Source organism: Streptomyces netropsis, from assembly GCF_014203545.1.
Classification (GTDB): domain Bacteria; phylum Actinomycetota; class Actinomycetes; order Streptomycetales; family Streptomycetaceae; genus Streptomyces; species Streptomyces netropsis.
The window spans coordinates 103,489-120,301 of record NZ_JACHJG010000013.1; the positions used below are offsets into that span (position 1 = coordinate 103,489).

15 protein-coding genes are annotated in these 16,813 nt (G+C 73.1%); 7 read left to right on the top strand and 8 right to left on the bottom strand.

The genetic code is table 11. The annotated features are described in order from the left end of the window. The first annotated feature begins 31 nt into the window (after nucleotides 1–31). From FHS38_RS26995 to FHS38_RS27005, 3 genes are all read left to right on the top strand, one after another. Nucleotides 32–1,543 carry an alpha/beta hydrolase gene (locus FHS38_RS26995; protein WP_184737812.1) on the top strand — a complete coding sequence of 504 codons (1,512 nt, stop codon included), beginning with the start codon at nucleotides 32–34 and terminating at the stop codon, nucleotides 1,541–1,543. Between the two features lie 123 nt (nucleotides 1,544–1,666). Beyond that, complete coding sequence (locus FHS38_RS27000) at nucleotides 1,667–2,401, top strand: response regulator transcription factor (protein ID WP_184737814.1); 735 nt, start codon at nucleotides 1,667–1,669, stop codon at nucleotides 2,399–2,401. Next, entirely contained in the window at nucleotides 2,394–3,515 is a 1,122-nt protein-coding gene (locus FHS38_RS27005; RefSeq protein ID WP_184737816.1) for a sensor histidine kinase, read from the top strand. Before FHS38_RS27000 ends, FHS38_RS27005 begins: the two co-directional genes overlap by 8 nt. A gap of 492 nt (nucleotides 3,516–4,007) precedes the next feature. Here FHS38_RS27005 and FHS38_RS27010 read toward each other — a convergent pair whose 3' ends face one another. Beyond that, on the bottom strand, nucleotides 4,008–5,231 hold the full coding sequence (locus FHS38_RS27010) for an FAD-dependent monooxygenase (protein ID WP_184737818.1): 1,224 nt from the start codon (nucleotides 5,229–5,231) through the stop codon (nucleotides 4,008–4,010). Between the two features lie 317 nt (nucleotides 5,232–5,548). On the opposite strand from FHS38_RS27010, the gene FHS38_RS27015 reads away from it, so the two are divergent. Then, nucleotides 5,549–7,039, top strand: coding sequence for an APC family permease (locus FHS38_RS27015; RefSeq protein ID WP_184737820.1), 1,491 nt, complete (start codon nucleotides 5,549–5,551; stop codon nucleotides 7,037–7,039). A 93-nt stretch (nucleotides 7,040–7,132) separates the two neighbouring features. Then, the gene (locus FHS38_RS27020; protein ID WP_184737822.1) at nucleotides 7,133–7,726 is read left to right on the top strand and encodes a YIP1 family protein; all 594 of its coding nucleotides are present in this window, start codon (nucleotides 7,133–7,135) and stop codon (nucleotides 7,724–7,726) included. Between the two features lie 173 nt (nucleotides 7,727–7,899). On the opposite strand, the gene FHS38_RS27025 is transcribed toward FHS38_RS27020, so the two are convergent. From FHS38_RS27025 to FHS38_RS27045, 5 genes are all read right to left on the bottom strand, one after another. Beyond that, a complete protein-coding gene (locus FHS38_RS27025) occupies nucleotides 7,900–9,123 on the bottom strand; it encodes a cytochrome P450 family protein (RefSeq protein WP_184737824.1) in 1,224 nt (407 codons plus the stop codon). 152 nt (nucleotides 9,124–9,275) lie between these two features. Next, on the bottom strand, nucleotides 9,276–10,487 hold the full coding sequence (locus FHS38_RS27030) for an MAB_1171c family putative transporter (RefSeq protein WP_184737826.1): 1,212 nt from the start codon (nucleotides 10,485–10,487) through the stop codon (nucleotides 9,276–9,278). Next, nucleotides 10,480–11,154: a hypothetical protein gene (locus FHS38_RS27035; RefSeq protein WP_229822776.1), complete on the bottom strand. Its 675-nt coding sequence runs from the start codon at nucleotides 11,152–11,154 to the stop codon at nucleotides 10,480–10,482. Before FHS38_RS27035 ends, FHS38_RS27030 begins: the two co-directional genes overlap by 8 nt. Before the next feature lie 65 nt (nucleotides 11,155–11,219). Next, a complete protein-coding gene (locus tag FHS38_RS27040; protein WP_184737827.1) occupies nucleotides 11,220–11,705 on the bottom strand; it encodes a helix-turn-helix domain-containing protein in 486 nt (161 codons plus the stop codon). Between the two features lie 418 nt (nucleotides 11,706–12,123). Then, complete coding sequence (locus FHS38_RS27045) at nucleotides 12,124–12,507, bottom strand: hypothetical protein (RefSeq protein ID WP_184737829.1); 384 nt, start codon at nucleotides 12,505–12,507, stop codon at nucleotides 12,124–12,126. Between the two features lie 209 nt (nucleotides 12,508–12,716). On the opposite strand from FHS38_RS27045, the gene FHS38_RS27050 reads away from it, so the two are divergent. Beyond that, entirely contained in the window at nucleotides 12,717–13,658 is a 942-nt protein-coding gene (locus FHS38_RS27050; RefSeq protein ID WP_184737831.1) for a trypsin-like serine peptidase, read from the top strand. A gap of 72 nt (nucleotides 13,659–13,730) precedes the next feature. Here the strand turns inward: FHS38_RS27050 and FHS38_RS27055 are convergent, their stop codons facing one another. Both FHS38_RS27055 and FHS38_RS27060 read right to left on the bottom strand, forming a co-directional pair. Next, a complete protein-coding gene (locus FHS38_RS27055; RefSeq protein ID WP_184737833.1) occupies nucleotides 13,731–14,498 on the bottom strand; it encodes a hypothetical protein in 768 nt (255 codons plus the stop codon). After that, complete coding sequence (locus FHS38_RS27060) at nucleotides 14,498–15,757, bottom strand: VWA domain-containing protein (RefSeq protein WP_184737836.1); 1,260 nt, start codon at nucleotides 15,755–15,757, stop codon at nucleotides 14,498–14,500. The genes FHS38_RS27055 and FHS38_RS27060 overlap by 1 nt, the downstream gene beginning before the upstream one ends. 147 nt (nucleotides 15,758–15,904) lie before the next feature. On the opposite strand from FHS38_RS27060, the gene FHS38_RS27065 reads away from it, so the two are divergent. Beyond that, nucleotides 15,905–16,768: a DUF2690 domain-containing protein gene (locus FHS38_RS27065; protein ID WP_229822777.1), complete on the top strand. Its 864-nt coding sequence runs from the start codon at nucleotides 15,905–15,907 to the stop codon at nucleotides 16,766–16,768. Nucleotides 16,769–16,813 lie beyond the last annotated feature (45 nt).

The following is a 16,813-nucleotide window of genomic DNA, read 5'->3' on the forward strand; positions in this document are numbered from 1 at the left end:
CCGCGCCCCACCCACCTCGATTGCGAGCCACGTGAACCGCCCCACCCGCCTGCCCGGTCTCCTCTGCGCCCTCGCCGTGACGAGCGCCGTCCTCTCCCCCACCGCCCCGGCACGGGCCGCCGACGCACCCGCCGCCACCCGCTCCCCGCACTCCGGCATCCGCTTCGGCGCCTGCCCGGCGTCGGTACCGGCCCCGCCCGCCCCCGCCCGCGTCGAGTGCGGCTCCCTGAGCGTGCCGCTGGACCACCACCACCCCGACGGCCCCCGTCTGCGCATCGCCGTCTCCCGGGTCCGCGCCACCGGCACCCCCGCCGAACGCCGGGGCGTCCTGCTCGTCAATCCCGGCGGGCCGGGCGGCTCGGGCCTCCCCTACGCCGTGACCAAGCGCGCCAAGCTGCCCGAACGGGTCCGCCGCGCCTACGACGTCATCGGCTTCGACCCGCGCGGCGTCGGCGGCAGCGCACCCGCCGACTGCGGTGCCATGGGCGGCCTGTTCCGCACCCCCGCCGCCGATCCCCTCCCGCGCGGCCGGGCGGGGATGCGGGACCACCTGAACGCGCTGCGCCGCCTCGCCGACGACTGCGCGGCCGGCGCGGGCCCGGCCCTGCCCCATCTGTCGACCGGGGCCACGGCCCGGGACATGGACGCGATACGGGCGGCGCTCGGCGAAGCGCGCATCGGCTTCCTCGGCGTCTCCTACGGCAGCTACCTCGGCGCGGCCTACGCGGCGCGCTTCCCCCACCGGACCGGACCGATGGTGCTCGACAGCGTCGTCGGGCCCGAGAGCTGGTACGACTTCGACCTGCGCCAGGCCCGCGCGATGCTCCGGCAGCGCGACACCCTGCTGGAATGGCTGGCCGCCCATGACGACCGGTTCGCACTCGGCAGGAGCGCGCGCGAGGTCCGCGCGGCCTACGAGCGGGTGCGGGCGTCCCTGGCCGCCCACCCGGCCGACGGCTTCGGCCCGGCCGAGTTCGACCGCGCGGTGTACCGGGCCCTCGGCCGCACCGAGCGCTGGGCACCGCTCGGCGACGGGCTGCGCGCCCGTCTGCGGGACGGCGGGGTCGACGGGCTGCGCCCCAAGGCGCCCTTCGGTAGCCCGGAGTCCCGCAACTACGAGGCCGCGAACCGCATCGTGAAGTGCGCGGACGGCCCCGGACCCACGCCCGCCCGGGTCACCGCGGACCTCCGCGCACTGCGCCGGCTCGACCCGCTCCCCGTCGTCACCGGCATCGAGGCGTCGGCCTGCGCGTACTGGCACCACCGCCCGCAGAGCCGCACCCCGCTCGGCGGCCCGGCGACGCCACCCGTCCTGCTGGTCGCCTCCGCGCACGACCCGGTCACCCCGATCGAGGGCGCCCGGCGGCTGCGGCGCGAACTGCCCGGCTCCCGTCTGGTGACCCTGGCGGACGACTACTCGCACGGCGTCTTCGCCAGCCGGGGCAACGCCTGCGTGGACGACACGGTCGCCGCCTACCTCGTCGACGGCTCCGTACCGGCCGGGGACGTCCGCTGCGCGGGGCCGGGCCTGCCGCAGGCCTGACCGGCGGGCGATCGCCCCGGGCCCCGGTTCTCACGGCCCCCGGTTCTTACGAAAGGAGGACGTCTGCCCTGGTGGGACCCACCCCGTCGGGCATGCGCCGCCCGACGGTGCGACCCTTGCGGCATGCAGACCCCACCCCCCGCCCGCGTCCTCGTCGTGGACGACGATCCGACCGTCGCCGAGATCGTGACGGGATATCTCGACCGGGCCGGTTTCGACGTCGACCGGGCCGCGGACGGCCCCGCCGCGCTGGAGCGGGCCGACGCGGCCCGGCCCGACCTCGTGGTGCTGGACCTGATGCTGCCGGGCATGGACGGCCTGGAGGTGTGCCGCCGGTTGCGCGAGCGCGGGCCGGTGGCGGTCATCATGCTGACGGCGCGCGGCGACGAGGACGACCGCATCCTCGGGCTGGAGGTCGGTGCCGACGACTACGTGACCAAGCCGTTCAGCCCCCGGGAGCTGGTCCTGCGGGTGGAGTCCGTGCTGCGCCGCGCCCGCGCGGGGCGCTCCGGGCCCCCGTCCGCGCCGCCGCTGCGCGCCGCCGGGCTGGAACTCGACCCGGTGGGCCGCCGCGCCACCAAGGACGGCACCGAACTCGCCCTCACGCTCCGCGAGTTCGACCTGCTGTCCTATCTGCTGCGCCACCCGGGGAAGGCCTGCGGCCGCGAGGAGCTGATGCGCGAGGTGTGGGGGTGGGAGTTCGGCGACCTGTCGACGGTCACCGTGCACGTACGGCGCCTGCGCGGCAAGGTCGAGGACGACCCGGCGCGCCCGCTGCTGATCCGGACCGTGTGGGGCGTCGGCTACCGCTTCGAGCCGGCGGCGGAGCTCCGGGAGAGCGGGGGCGGCCGTGCGTGACGTCCTGCTGATCGCCCTCTTCGCCTTCCTGGGCGCGGCCGCCGCGGGACTGCTGGGAGCCCTCGCGCTGCGGGCCCTGCGCCACCGCTCGGTCGCGGTGTCCCTGACCGTGGTGGCCGTGGTCTCGGTGGCTGCCATGCTCGCCGGGACGCTCGCCGTGGCCCGGGCGATGTTCCTGTCGCCCCACGATCTGACGGTCGTGACGACGGTGTGCGCGATGGCCGCCGTGGTCTCGCTCGCGACGGCGCTGCTGCTGGGCCGGTGGGTGGTGGCGCGCAGCAACGCCCTGACCCTGGCGGCCCGTTCCTTCGGCGAAGGCGGCAGCTTCGCCGCCCCGGGCGGCGGTGCCACGGCCGAACTGGCCGGACTCGGGCGCGAGCTGGCCGCGACGAGCGAGAAACTCGCGCGGTCACGGGAGCGGGAGCGGGCGCTGGACGCCTCCCGCCGGGAACTCGTCGCCTGGATCTCGCACGACCTGCGGACCCCGCTGGCCGGGCTGCGGGCCATGGCGGAGGCGCTGGAGGACGGCGTGGCCGAGGACCCGCAGCGCTACTTCCGACAGATCCGCACCGAGGTGGACCGGCTCAACTCCATGGTCGGCGACCTCTTCGAGCTCTCCCGCATCCACGCGGGCGCGCTCCCGCTGAGCCCGAGCCGGATGTCGGTGTACGACCTGGTGGGCGACGCGCTCGCCGGGGCGGGCCCGTTGGCCCGCGAACACGGGGTCCACCTGGTCGGCGACACGGTGGCCGAGGTCCCGGTGGAGGTCGACGGCAAGGAGATGACGCGCGTCCTCGGCAACCTCCTCGTCAACGCGATCCGCCACACCCCGGCCGACGGCACGGTCGCGGTGGCCGCGCGGCGGGGCACGGACGAGGAAAGGGACACCGTCGTGCTGTCCGTCACGGACGGCTGCGGCGGCATTTCCGAGGAGGACCTCCCCCGCGTCTTCGACACGGGCTGGCGCGGCTCCGAGGCCCGCACGCCGCCGGCGGGCGCGGGCCTGGGCCTGGCCATCGTCCGCGGCATCGTCGAGGCCCACGCGGGCCACGCCGCGGTCCGCAACGTCCCCGGCGGCTGCCGCTTCGACGTCGTCCTGCCGGCGGCGCGGTAGCGCTGCGGCTCGCGTGGGCCGTACGGTCCGGCCCACGGCCGGGCCGTCCGGCGCCGCGACGTCCACCCCCGCGCTTCGGCTCAGACTCCACCCGCGGGCACACCACACCGAACCCCGGCGAGCCGGCCGCCCGACGGGGGTGGCCCTGCCGACGCCGACGCAACGCTGCGACCGGGGAGCCGGACAGTCCGGCCCGCGTCCTTAGCCCCGGGGCGGGCACCATGCGACGGCCGTGACACGCCGAACATCGCCGAGCCGTCCACCGCCCACCGTCCGCCGGACGGAGCCGTGACCGCCGCGCGAGCGCCATCGCACTGCCGGCCCAGAAACTGCCGGGGCGGTGGAGCAGGCCCGTGGGCGCGCTTCCAGCGCCGGGGGACGGCGAAGGGACCGTTGCCGCCTCACGGCCGGCTCACCCGCCGCGCCAAGGCCGTCGATCCGCGCGTCCCGCGAAACGGTACGGCCCCCGTCGACGTGGCAACCGGCCCCAGGTCAGCGGCGCGGACCCGGCATCGCCTGGCCGCCGAAGCCGCGGCCGCCGTCGGCCGCCTCCCGCCACCAGGCGTCGATCGCGTCCGGGTCCATCGCCGGCCAATCCGGCGTCCGCTGGACCTGTGCCCGGCCCAGCCGACGGGCGAGTTCGACCGCCGCGCGGCCGGAGGGGGTGCGCTCGGCGTCGTACGTGGCGACGGCCTCGTCCCAGGTGGCGGCCGAGCGCAGGGAGCGCTCCAGCACCGAGGCGTCCTGGAGCGCCTTGACCGCGCCGCCGCCGGCGTGCGGGCGGGCGACGGCGGCCGCGTCGCCGACGAGGACGAGCCGGTCCTCCCCGAAGTGCGGGACGATGAGGTCGTAGATGGGCTGGACCTGGGTCTCGGCCTCGGGGGTGCGCCTGATGACTTCCTGCCAGAAGGGCGGGAAGTACTTCTCGATCACCTCGGTGTGACCGGCGATCAGCTCCTGGGGCACCGCGCCCGGCGGCAGGCTGGTGGGGTCCTCCAGCGTGAGCCCCGCCGCGGCCGGCGGGGCGGCGTAGAACACCCAGTTGGCGGAGACGCCCCGGCCGCCGCGGCCGGGGATGCGGTAGGCCATCAGATGACCACCGGGGAAGCCGACGGACGTGGCGGCCTCCTCGGGCCAGGCCGTGTCCGGGCCGGGCAGCAGTTCGGCGGGCAGGGCGCCGCGCCAGGCCAGATACCCCGCGTAAACGGGCACGGTGGCCGCGTGGGTCGCCGCCCGGACGACCGAGCGGTAGCCGTCCGCGCCGACGACGAGGTCGAAGCGCTCCTCGCTCCCGTCAGCGAACCGCAGCGTGGCGCCGTCGGGCTCCGACAGGACCCGCTCGACGACCGCGCCCTGGTGGTAGGTGACGGACGCGGGTATCCGGGCCCGTAACTCCTGCCAGAGCGATCCCCAGTTGTACGAGCGGAACGGGAAGGGCACCGCGCCCACCGTCCGCCCGGCCCGCTCCTCGCCGTCCCTGACCACCCAGGGCCGGTGGGTGAGGCGCACCCAGGGGATGTCCGCGTCGATGTAACCGGCGGCCTCCATCTCGGCGTACCGGTCGTCGTGGACGGCGAGGCCGACTCCCCGGTCCTCGAGCCGGCCGGCCGCCCGTTCGTACACCACGACCTCGTCGGCCCCGGCCCGTGTCGCGGCGAGCGCGGCGGCACAGCCCGCCACGCTCCCGCCGACGACGGCCACACGTCCTCCGTGCATTGACGATCCCGTTCCTTTCCCGACCCGGGACGTCACGCGCTCTCCCGGATCTTCGACCTGTGCCCGGATCACCGACGTGATCCGTAGAGTGCTGAGCGGGCTCCCCCGTTCGATAGCGAGTCTGCTCAACTTCGCTCCCGCACGCTCCTCTTTTCACCGTGACCTGCGACTCGTTGTGCGCCGAACGGGCGGTGGCGCCGAGTCCGCTTCGTGCAGCGGCGTCCATGTGGTGGACGCGTCGGGCGGCCCGGTGCTACGCACACCCTGAGCGCGTCGCGCGGACCGCAGGCACCCGGCACGAGAAAGGGCTGACCGCCATGGCAGACACGGAAGACGAGCCGGGCCGACGGGTCGGATTCGTACGTCGCATCGGGCTGTTCCAGGCCACCGCCCTCAACATGAGTCAGATGTGCGGCATCGGGCCCTTCGTCACCATCCCGCTGATGGTCGCGGCGTTCGGCGGGCCGCAGGCCGTCATCGGGTTCGTGGCGGGGGCGGTCCTCGCGCTGGCGGACGGGCTGATCTGGGCCGAGCTGGGCGCCGCGATGCCGGGGGCGGGCGGCAGTTACGTCTATCTGCGGCAGGCGTTCCAGTACCGCACCGGAAAGCTGATGCCGTTCCTGTTCGTCTGGACGGCGATGCTCTTCATCCCGCTCGGCATGTCCACGGGCGTCATCGGCTTCGTGCAGTATCTCGGCTATCTGTGGCCGGACATGGGGCAGACGCAGGGGGATCTCGTCGGGCTGGCCGTCGTCGCACTGATCATCGCGGCGCTGTGGCGGCGGGTCGAGAACATCGCGAAGATCACCGTCGTGCTGTGGTGCGTGATGATCGCCTCCGTCGTCCTCGTCATCGTCGCAGCCTTCACCCACTTCAGCCCCGACCGGGCCTTCACCTACCCGGCCCACGCCTTCGAGCTGACGACCAATCACTTCTGGATCGGCTTCGCGGCGGGTCTGACCATCGGCATCTACGACTACCTCGGCTACAACACCGCCGCCTACATGGGCGCCGAGATCAAGAACCCCGGACGCACCCTGCCGCGCGCCATCGTCTACTCCATCCTCGGCATCATGGGCATCTATCTGCTGCTCCAGATCGGCACCCTGGGCATCATCGACTGGAAGCAGATGCTCGACCCCGACTCGACGGCCTCGAGCTCCGTCGCCTCCGCCGTCCTGGAGAAGGCGTGGGGGAAGACGGCGGCCAACACGGTGACCGTACTGATCCTGATCACGGCGGTCGCCTCGGTCTTCGCCGGGCTGCTCGGCGGCTCCCGCGTCCCGTACGACGCCGCGCGGGACAAGGTCTTCTTCCGCCCGTTCGGCAAGCTCCACCCCCGTCATCGCTTCCCGGTGCTGGGGCTGGCGACGATGGGCGTACTGACCGCCGTCGGCTTCCTGATCGGCCGCCACACCAATCTGGCGACGCTCATCCAGCTGCTGACCGCCGTCATGGTGATCGTGCAGGCGCTGGCCCAGGTGGCCGCCGTGACCGTGCTGCGCCGCCGTCAGCCGACGCTGCGGCGCCCGTACCGCATGTGGCTCTACCCGCTGCCGAGCATCGTCGCGCTCGTCGGCTGGCTGGTGATCTACGGCTACGCGGACGAGAACTCCCCCGGCCGGCACCCCATCGAATGGTCCCTGGCCTGGGTCGCGGCGGGCTGTGTGGCCTTCGTGCTGTGGGCGCGCTACGAGAAGGCGTGGCCGTTCGGGCCCCGGGAGATCAACGAGGAGTATCTGCGGGGCGCCGACCCGGACACCGACCCCGACGCCGACCCGGACACGAAGGAGCCGGTGGCGCTCTGACCCCCGCGCGGTCGGCCCGCGCGCCGCTCCCCCGGCCGGCCGGCCGCCGCCTGGGCACCGGCGGCCGGGCCGAACGGTGATAAAACGGCACCCATGCCTGTGACCACCGCTGCTCCCCCGTCCGCCACCACCGCCCCGCGGCGCAAGCTGTTCTGGCACCGCCTCATATTCGGGCTCTGGTACCGCCCCGTCGAAGTACTCGACGAGGCACGGGACCGGAGCGTCTGGGGGGCTGCCGCGTTTCTGTGCCTGCTGTGCGGAGCACTCGGAACGCTGGCGAAGGACTCGTTCTGGGGGCAGTGGCGGGTCGACCGCACGCTCGCGCTGGAGGCCATGGGCATCGCCGCGGTCGTGGTGCTCTTCGCCAGCCTGCTGCTGGGGGTCGTCACCCACGCCATCGCGCGGCGCCTCGGCGGCAACGGCAAGTTCGGACCGACCGTCGGGCTGTTCGTCGTCCTCTTCTGGGCGACGGATCTGCCGCGTCTGCTCCTCGACACCTGGCTGGCGGGCGACACCGTCCCGGTACGGGCCGCCGCCTGGATCACCTCGGCCTTCGGCTACGCGCTCGCGGCCCTGCTGATCCGCGGCCAGCACCATCTGCCCACCCACAAGGCGGTGGCGGCGGTGAGCATCCAGATGCTGGCGGCCGTGGCCCTGCTCAAGTTTCCCTACGGGAGCGGCGGCTGAGGCCGGTCCCGGTGGCCGGGCCGACGCCGCGCCGGTGCCGTACTGGTGCCGTACCGGTGCCGGGAAGTCGAAGGCCCGCCCGGTGCGACGGGGGATGCACACCGGGCGGGCTCGAGGACAGTTCTACCTCATCAAGGATGGGTTATGCACCAAAAATCTGTTCGGCTTGTCGATTACCAGCGAACGGGGAGCGAAATCAGGCCACGCGCGCGAACCGTCGGACGCCACCTCAGTTCCTCGCGCGGCACATCGAGCGCCAGCCCCGGAAAGCGCTCCAGCAGCACGGCCAGCGCGGTCTCGGTCTCCATCCGGGCCAGCGGCGCACCCAGGCAGTAGTGGATTCCATGGCCCAGCGTGAGCTGCCCGGACCGGTCCCGTTGCAGGTCAAGGCGGTCGGGGTCGGAGAATTGCCCGGGGTCGCGGTTGGCGGAGGCCAGCGAGAGCAGCACGGTCTCACCGGCCGGCACGATCACTCCACCGATTTCGACGTCCTCCAGGGGGAAGCGCCGGATCGCCAGCGGAGCGGGCCCTTCCCAGCGTCCCAGCTCCTCCACGGCCCTTCCGAGACCGTCCGGATTCTTTCGTAGCTCGCGCAGCTGTTCGGGATGGTCGAGCAGGGCCAGAACCGCGTTGGCGATGAGATGGACGGTGTTCTCGTATCCGGCGAAGAGGATGAGGAACGCCAAGGACGTCAGCTCGTCCTCGGAGAGCCGGTCGCCGTCGGCACCGCCCTCCTCGTCCCGGGCGGCGATCAGGTCGGAGAGCAGATCGTCGGCGGGGTCGGCGCGCTTGCTCGCGATGAGCCCGGCGAAGAAGCGCATCATGCTGCCGACGGCCTGCTTGGCCAGCTCGGGCCGCGCGCGGTCCGGGGTGATCAGGGCATCGGTCCAGGCCCGGAAGTCGTGCCGGTCCTCCTTCGGGACGCCGAGGAGATCGCAGATGACGGTGATGGGCAAGGGGCCCGCGTAGGCGGCGAGCAGATCCGCGCGCCCGTCGGCCTCGACGGCGTCGAGGAGTTCCCCGGCGAGCTCGCGGACCGGCTCGCGGAGCTTGTCGACCCGGCCGGTGGTGAACGCCTTCACCACCAGGCGGCGCACCCGGGTGTGGTCGGGCGGGTCCATGTTGAGCAGGTTGGCGTCCAGCGCCGGGGGCAGCGCGAAGCCGCCGTAGTTGCCGGGCAGGGCGTTGCGCTTGTCCAGCGAGAACCGGGGATCGGCGAGCGCCCGGCGCACGTCGTCATACCGGGTCACCAGCCAGGCGGGCCGGCCGTCGTGGCCGACGATCCGGTGGGCGGGAGCCGCTTCGCGGAGTTCGGCGTTGGCGCCGTGCGGGTCGGAGATCAGCCGGGCGGTGACGTCGGCGGGCGTGGAGGCGCCGGGCGGGGCGGAGTTCTGCATGGCATCCGACTCTAGACGGGGGCGTCGCCACCCCGGGGCGGTGATGCGCACCGGCGGCGCTGGATCCGTACTGTCGTACGGATCCAGCGCCGGCCTGTGTCGCAGGCGGCCTTGACCCCCGTCCATGGCCGCCTCGTCTGTGGGCCCCGCCGTCATAGCAGGCGTGCCGAGCAGGACTCGCGCAGTTCGGTGAGCACCTCGTCGACCATGGGGTCGTGGTAGACGTCGGCGACGCGCGCCAAGTGCTCGTGTTCCTCGGCCGGATCGGCGCTGACGGTGACCACCACGCTGTCGGCGTGCGGTGTCGGCACGTGTCCGGTGATCTGGTTCGCCAGGCCCCGGCGCAGGGCCGCGGCCTCCACCACCGCGGCGAGCCGGCGCTCGTCGAGCGCGGCGGCGGTCGCCTTACGCCGGGCGATGACGAGGGTCTCGGGCTCCACGTGGCGCCGGATGCCGCGCTGGATGTCGCGGATCTCCGCCATCTGCCGGTTGGCCCGCCACTCCAGGTCGGCGACCGGCCAGCGACGGCTCCAACGGGACTCCCCGATGGTGACCTCGGGGGCGTGCTCGGTGACGGCCCGCCACAGCGGGCCGAGCCGGCGCAGCCGGCGCCAGGCGGCGGCCCGGGGGCCGACGGCGGGCAGCGAGAACCCGAGGAGGACCAGCAGGGCGGCCACCGAGGCACTCATCGGCGCGACCCCGTTGGAGAGCCAGTACATCTCGTGGCCGGCCCAGCTGAGCACGAACCCGACCAGCTTGCAGGCGCAGTACAGCAGGCCGAGCCAGCAGCCGGCGGCCAGCGTCCGCAGGCCCTTGGCGAGCCAGGAGCGGCCGAGTTGGGCGGCGTAGCGCGGGCACAGGGTGCCGAGCCCGGCGAGGCTGACGCCGAAGATGGTCAGGTACAGCACCAGGAAGGCGACGACACCGGGCGCGTCGGCGTAGGCGGTGGAGAAGTCCCGGGGGTGCTCCACGTCGTCGGGGCGGCCGACGGCGAAGCAGACGATGGCGGCGGTCCACGCCACGGCCACGGTGATCACGGCGAACCGGGACCGGGCGGCCGCGCGGGCCCTGGCCGCCTCGTCGCCCCGGCCGGTCCAGCGCAGCAGCAGCACCGTGGCACCCGACGCGAAGAGCACGACCGCGGAGTACAGGAAGACCATCGCCAGATTGGCCACGCCCGTCAGCCGGTCGAACCAGCGGTAGACGCTGGGCGCGGAGAAGAGGAAGACTACGGGTACGCCCGAGGTCATGAGGGCGGTCAGACCGAGGTCGGTGTTGCCGCGGTCGCGGAACCAGGCACGGGCCTTGTAGCCGACGATGGCCCAGGCGATGGCGCTGAAGGTGAGGTAGAGGACGTCAAACACCGGCGTCCCCTCCCCTGTCCCGCGCGGCGTCGCCGCGGTCGTCGGTGTCGTTCTCCTGCGCGCCCGCACGGGTGTCGTCGCGCGGACCGATGCCCGTCTCGGGGCGTACGGCGCCCCCTTCGCGCAGTTGGCGGCGTACGTGCTGGAGCGCGGGCCCCAGCGAGGCGGCGAGTTCGGCCGCCTGGCCCTCCAGCGGCAGGTCCTGGCCCGGCGGCGGGGGCACCACCCGCTCCATGAGGAGGGTGCCGAGGATCTCGGTCTCGCGCTCGGTGAGGTTGTCGTAGCAGTGGTGACGGGCGAGCCCCATCGTGAGGCCCATCCGGCGCATGGCGGTGGCCACGTCGACGGACGGCGTCCACATCTTGAGCGCGTCCTCGGTGACCGCCGGGTCCTGGTCGTGGCCGAGGATCAGGTGCCCGATCTCGTGCAGCACGATGTGCACCTGGTGCCAGGGCGAGGTCTTCTGCTCGTAGAACACCCAGAACGCGTCGTCGGTGGTGGCCGTCATGCCCGAGACGACCCCGTCCAGGCTCATCGGCACCAGACGGATGGGACGGCCCACACGGCGCGCGACGACGTCGCACATGCCCTGGAGATCGGTCGACGCGGGCAGCGCCAGCTCATGGATGAGCTGCTTGCACCGTCGCCGTATCCGCCCCACACGCATGCTTGCACCGTCCTCGTCCTCGGAACGCCGCCAGGTATAGAAGAGCCGGTCATCCGCCATGACGGTCACGGGCGTTCGTCACCACCCGCGTCGGGCGGGTCGGCGGGCAGATTCATCTGCTGCCGGAACTGACAGATGATCGTGGTGAGGCTGTCCTGCACTTCCGGCGGCAGACCCACCGAACGCAGGGCGATGCCCCTGACGCGCTGATCCCTCATGGCGACGAGGAACCGGACCTCCTCCTCGACCCGCGCGGCCTGGGAGGCCGAGAGGTCGCCCATCAGATAGCCGACCGGCACGGCGAAGAACTTCGCCAGCGCCCGCAGCACATCCGGGCTGGGGTTGGCCCGCCGGCCGTTGCGCAGCATCGACAGATACTGCTCGGTCAGCGTGATCCCGCCGTACTCGTCGGTGCCGCGGCTGATCTCCTCGGCCACGTGCCCGTTGGTGTACGGCGCCCCCGGCGGATGCATGTTCGCGAACAGGTAGTTGAGCCGCTCCGCGAGCGGGCTGCCCACGTCACCTGCCGACCTGTCGCCCCCGACTGCCATCTGCTCCGTCCTTCGGACTCTTCCTCCACGGCGCCTCACGGCCAGTTAAGCCCGACCCGGCCGCGATAGGCATCCTGCCACGGGAAGAAGGCCTCGCACTAGTCCACCCTCCATGAAAAGCGGCTCCGCGACTTAACCAGGAGTTGATAGACCGGTGAACAAGCTGGTCGACAAGGAAGCGTCGAGGGCTGCGAGAACATTCCGAGGCCGGATTTCCGACGCCCCGAAGAGCCGGGGATCCGACGCCCCCAAGAGCCGGGGAGGGCGGGGCAGGGCTCGCGGGCACGCCGGAGGGCGCCCTCGCGGTCACGCGGGGCGTACGGGCCGGTGCGGCGGTGCCGACGGGGTGCTGCGCGTGGGCCACGACCTCAGAGGTCGTGGCCCACGACGTCACCGATGGCGAACCAAAGCCCCGGTGCTAGTTGGACGTCCAGGTGATGTCCCTGCCCTGGACCAGATTGCCGACCTGGGCGTTTCCGGAAACGGTGTTGTTCACCTGGCTGTTGTCGACGGTCAGGTGCGGCCGGGCGCCTTCGGCCCAGGCGCGGAACTCCGCGGCGAAGCCGGGGTTCTGGAGTGCCTGCGCGAAGAGCAGCGCGGAGAGCGACTGGACCTGTTCGTCGTCCCCGGGGTCGAGGGGAAGCACGGCCGTGGCACCGTCGTCGTCCGGCCCTCGGCCGAAGGTCCGGCGGGCAAGAGCCACGAGGGAGCCCCATGCCTGGCGCCCCGCCTCGGTGCCGACGGAACCCGCGGCGGCGGTCACCGCCGTTGTGATCGCGCTCAAAGACAACGGATCGACCATGAGCCAACTCCCCACCCTGCAGTCGGAATCTTCGCGGTCGGACACATCCCAGCCGCGACAGGCTACCGCTTGGCCCTATTCGAACGGGTGACGTCATCCCGTGTGTCGCGTGTCTCGCTTACGCGACCCGGTGGTGTCACGCTCGCCTCGTACGTGTCCGTACTCCCGTACGCCCGTCCGTCATCGGCGTATCAGAGAGGAATCCGTTCATGCACAGACGTTTCGCCCTGCGCGGCCTCGCGACCCTCTTCCTCGGGCTGCTGGCCGCGGCTCTCCCGGGCCCGGCCGCGCTCGCCTCCGGTACGGGCAGCGCGCCCGCGGCGATCGCGGCCGCCTCGGCCGACGCCTACTGGACCTCCGAGCGGATGGCGGCCGCACAGCCGGTGGCCACGGGCGGGAAGCGGCAGCCGGCCGCCGTGGGCGAACCGGTGCCGCCCAGCCGCCCCTTCGACGGGCTTCCGCAGGTGGGCACCTTCTTCTGGACCGACGGGCAGAACGTGGGCCGGTTCTGCGGCGGGACGGTGGTGCGCAGCCCGCACCGCGACCTCGTGGTGAGCGCCGCGCACTGCCTGCGGTCGCCGAGCCCGAAGCTGCGGCTGTCGTTCGTGCCGCAGTACCACGACGGGCTCAAGCCGCACGGCGTCTTCCCGGTCGAGCTGATCTACATCGACCAGCGCTACTACGACCTCGGTACGGGTGGCGGTGCCCGCTGGGACTACACGGTGGTCCGGCTCGGTACCCGCGAGGACGGCGAGGAGGTGCAGAGCGCCGTCGGCGGCTTCGACCTGCTGCCCTATCCGGGCTACCGGCACGAGGACGTGCGACTGATCGGCTACCCGGGCAACAGCGACGCCAAGTACCCCAAGCCCCTGGACTGCCGCTCCGCCACGCACCGCTACACCAGTACGGATCCGGGCGCGCCGGGTGACTTCCTGGAGATCCCCTGCGCGGGCTACGTGGGCGGCACCTCGGGCGGGCCGTTCCTGGTGCGCGGCCTGACCGGGTACGCGCTGGTCGGCGTCATCGGCGGCTACCACACGGGCGGTGACACGCCGGACATCTCCTACAGCTCGTACTTCACCCGCGACCTGCTCGCGCTGTATCTGCACGCCGTCCACGGCGATCCGCCCGCCCGTCCCACGCCTGTGTGACGGACCCGCACAGCGGGACGCGCCCGTGGTCACGAGGACCACGGGCGCGTCGGGTGGGTGAACCGCCGGGACTCAGCTCCCCGCGGGGGGACGGGTGGTCCAGCGGGGCCGTCGGGTGAGGGTGTACCCGCCGACGGCCGCGAGGGCGCCGAGCACGGCGCCGCCCACGGTCCACACCCAGCGGTCGGAGAACCAGCCGCCGTTCCAGCCGCTCTCGGGTTCGGAGACGGCCGCCGCGTGCAGCGGAGCGCCCAGCTCGCCGCCCTCGGCGCGCGGTCCGCCGATGTCGTTCGCGGTCGCCTCGACCTCGGCCCGTACGGGCTGCCCGAGGTCACGGTCGGGAATGTCGGTGACGGTGAGCCTCACGTAGTACGCCCCGGGGAGCGGGTCGTTGGCCCAGCGCTCGGACCAGGGTCGTACGGTCCGCAGGGTGCAGGTCACGGTCACCGTGGCGTCCTGGGCCGACGCCTTGTTGGTCGGCACGCCGGAGGCGCACGCCTGACGGCGGCGCAGGCCGTCGAAGACGTCCAGCTGCCAGGTGGCCGAGCCGTGCCGCGCGGCCGATTCCGGCAGCTTGACCTTCGCCCTGACGGTCGGCTGCTGGCCTGCCCCGGCGGGGAACTGCCAGTAGAGGTAGTCACCGGTGGACGCGTCGGCCGTGGCCTTCTGGCCCTGCTTGACCGCCGTCGCGGTGCGGAAGGTGGTCCCCGCCTCGGTGGGCGCGTCGCGCTCCGCGGAGGAGGGGCTCGGGCTCGCGTCGTCCGCCGTGGCGGACGTCGCGGAGGTGAAGAGGGCGGCCGCGGCGAGCAGCGCGGAGGTCAGCACTCGTGTCGTACGCATCAGTTCGTCCTCCACACCGAGACACGCCAGCGGGACAGCCAGCCCCAGAGCAGACCGGCGATCAGCCCGGTCACGACCAGGACGGCCAGCAGCACCCAGCCCCGGCCGAGGCCGAAGGCGGCCAGGTCGGAGGGGTCGTCCGGGGCATCGACGAGGTCGACGGCCAGCTCGACGGGGAGACCGGGGTCCCGCTTGACGGAGGCGGGGGCGGAGAAGGAGTGCGAGACCTCCAGGCAGACGGTCCGCGCCCGCTCGTCCTCGCCCTTCTTGCCCTCGGCGATCGGGTAGCGCAGACCCGCCGACATGACGTCGGTCCGCCCGCTGCCCGCGTCGGTGCCGCGCACCAGCTCCTGGCCGCCCTCGCCCACGGCGCGTACCAGCACCCCGTAGTCGGGGTCGACCGCACGGTCCGCGCCGACGCTCACCGACGTGCGCAGTTCCTGGCCGGGTGTCACCTTGACGCGGTACCAGCGGTGCTGGCCGAAGGTCGCGCGGTCGGTGTAGACACCGGCACCGAGTTCGGGAGCCTTCGCGCACTCGGCCGCGCCCTGGGTCGCCTTGGGCGTCTCGACGGGGTCGGCGGCGCGCCGCACGAGCTGCTTGACCCGGCCGGACAGCTCCTTGGTGTGCCGCACGGTGGTGTACGTCCCACCGGTGGCCTCGGCGATGCAGCTGAGCTGCTCGCGCGTCTTGTCGTCCTGGGTCAGCCCCAGGGTGTCGACGGTCAAGTGGGTGCCCTTGGCGGCCAGCTCACGGGCCACGTCACACGGGTCGGGCTGCCCGCAGGAGTCCTCGCCGTCGGTGATGAGCACGATCCTGCGGGTGCCGCCCCCGGTGTCGAGGTCGGCGTCCGCACCGCGCAGCGCGTACCCGATGGGCGTCCAGCCCGTGGGCCGCAGCGTGGCGACGGCCGCCTTGGCCTCGGTCCGGTTCACCGGCCCGACGGGGTACAGCTGCTTGCTGTCCTTGCAGCCCAGTTCCTTGTCGTCACCGGGGTAGTTGGCCCCGAGGGTGCGAATGCCGAGCCGTACGTCGTCGGGAACGGCGTCGATCACCTCGTTGAACGCCTGCTGGGCCGCCGCCATGCGCGACTGCCCGTCCACGTCCCGGGCGCGCATCGAGCCGCTGACGTCGAGTACGAGCTCGACCTTCGGGGAGTTCTTCGAGGGTTCGTCGGCGGCGTTCGCCGGCGCGATACCCGCGGCCAAAGCGGCGAGCAGGGCGCACGCCCCCGCCGCCAGCCGTTTTCTGATGATCATCCAAATGATCCTAGTGAGCGCCGGGCGGCAGCCCCAAACGGGAGGTGGGCGGAGCGGGCCGGCCGGGCCGCGTCACGGGCGACCGGAACCTCGCCCACCGTGTCCCGTCCGTTGTCCCGCGCCCCGGCCGCCGCGAGGATGAAGGCCATGGGGAGTCCGGGAGAATCGGCGCCGCACGAGGCACGGGACGCCGCCGAGTTCGTCGCTCTGATGCGGCAGCTCAAGGCGCGGTCAGGGTTGACCTTCCGGCAGTTGGAGGAGCGGGCGGCTGCGCGGGGGGACGTGCTGGCGCGCAGCACGCTGGCCGACGCGTTGCGTCACGATGCGTTGCCGCGAGCGGAGACGCTGACGGCCTTCCTCCGCGCCTGCGGGGAGGAAGGGGACGCCGGGGCCTGGCTGGAGGCCCGGGAGCGGCTCTGCGCCGCGGACGCCCCCGGCGCGGGGGCGGCACGTGAGGAGCGGGGCGGGTTGGCCGACAGGCGTCCTTCCCGGTGGCGTACCCGCTCGTTCCGCATCGCGGCGGCCGCCGGGGTGGTGGTGTTCCTGGCCGCCGGAGGTCTCGCCGGAGCGCGGTATTTCGGCGGTCAGGGACCGGACGGGCCGGCCGCCGCCGGCGAGGTGAAGCGCTGCCGGAACGGCACGTGCAAAGGAAAGGATCCCCAGGAATTCCAGTGCCTCGGTGACGCCCAAGTGGCCTCGGCCGTCAAGAGCGCGGAGGGGCTGATCTACCTGTACCACAGCGCGGATTGCCAGGCGTTGTGGGCGGGAATCGGTTCGGGCGCGGACAAGGTCGTCTCCGTCTATGTGAAATCGGGCAGTGGAGACGCCCTGTCGCTCAAGCGCGACCGGTTGCTGGGGGATCCGGCGGGGCTCGGATCGGCGCGCACGCCGATGCTGCCCTCGAAGGAACTGCCGCGGCATGCCGAGGTCTGCGTCACCTACCGCGAGATGGAGGCGTGTACGGGCAGCGACGGCATGAGCCGAGTGAAGCCGTACCCGTCCGCGTCGTAGTTGCCCCCCTTGTCGACGACTTGTCCACGACGGAGGCCTCCCCGC

Coding starts and splice junctions, on each gene's coding strand:
- FHS38_RS27000 (WP_184737814.1), top strand. CDS start 1,667: ATGCAGACCCCACCCCCCGCCCGCGTCCTCGTCGTGGACGACGATCCG.
- FHS38_RS27010 (WP_184737818.1), bottom strand. CDS start 5,231: ATGCACGGAGGACGTGTGGCCGTCGTCGGCGGGAGCGTGGCGGGCTGT.
- FHS38_RS27015 (WP_184737820.1), top strand. CDS start 5,549: ATGGCAGACACGGAAGACGAGCCGGGCCGACGGGTCGGATTCGTACGT.
- FHS38_RS27020 (WP_184737822.1), top strand. CDS start 7,133: ATGCCTGTGACCACCGCTGCTCCCCCGTCCGCCACCACCGCCCCGCGG.
- FHS38_RS27025 (WP_184737824.1), bottom strand. CDS start 9,123: ATGCAGAACTCCGCCCCGCCCGGCGCCTCCACGCCCGCCGACGTCACC.
- FHS38_RS27035 (WP_229822776.1), bottom strand. CDS start 11,154: ATGCGTGTGGGGCGGATACGGCGACGGTGCAAGCAGCTCATCCATGAG.
- FHS38_RS27040 (WP_184737827.1), bottom strand. CDS start 11,705: ATGGCAGTCGGGGGCGACAGGTCGGCAGGTGACGTGGGCAGCCCGCTC.
- FHS38_RS27045 (WP_184737829.1), bottom strand. CDS start 12,507: ATGGTCGATCCGTTGTCTTTGAGCGCGATCACAACGGCGGTGACCGCC.
- FHS38_RS27050 (WP_184737831.1), top strand. CDS start 12,717: ATGCACAGACGTTTCGCCCTGCGCGGCCTCGCGACCCTCTTCCTCGGG.
- FHS38_RS27055 (WP_184737833.1), bottom strand. CDS start 14,498: ATGCGTACGACACGAGTGCTGACCTCCGCGCTGCTCGCCGCGGCCGCC.
- FHS38_RS27060 (WP_184737836.1), bottom strand. CDS start 15,757: ATGATCATCAGAAAACGGCTGGCGGCGGGGGCGTGCGCCCTGCTCGCC.
- FHS38_RS27065 (WP_229822777.1), top strand. CDS start 15,905: ATGGGGAGTCCGGGAGAATCGGCGCCGCACGAGGCACGGGACGCCGCC.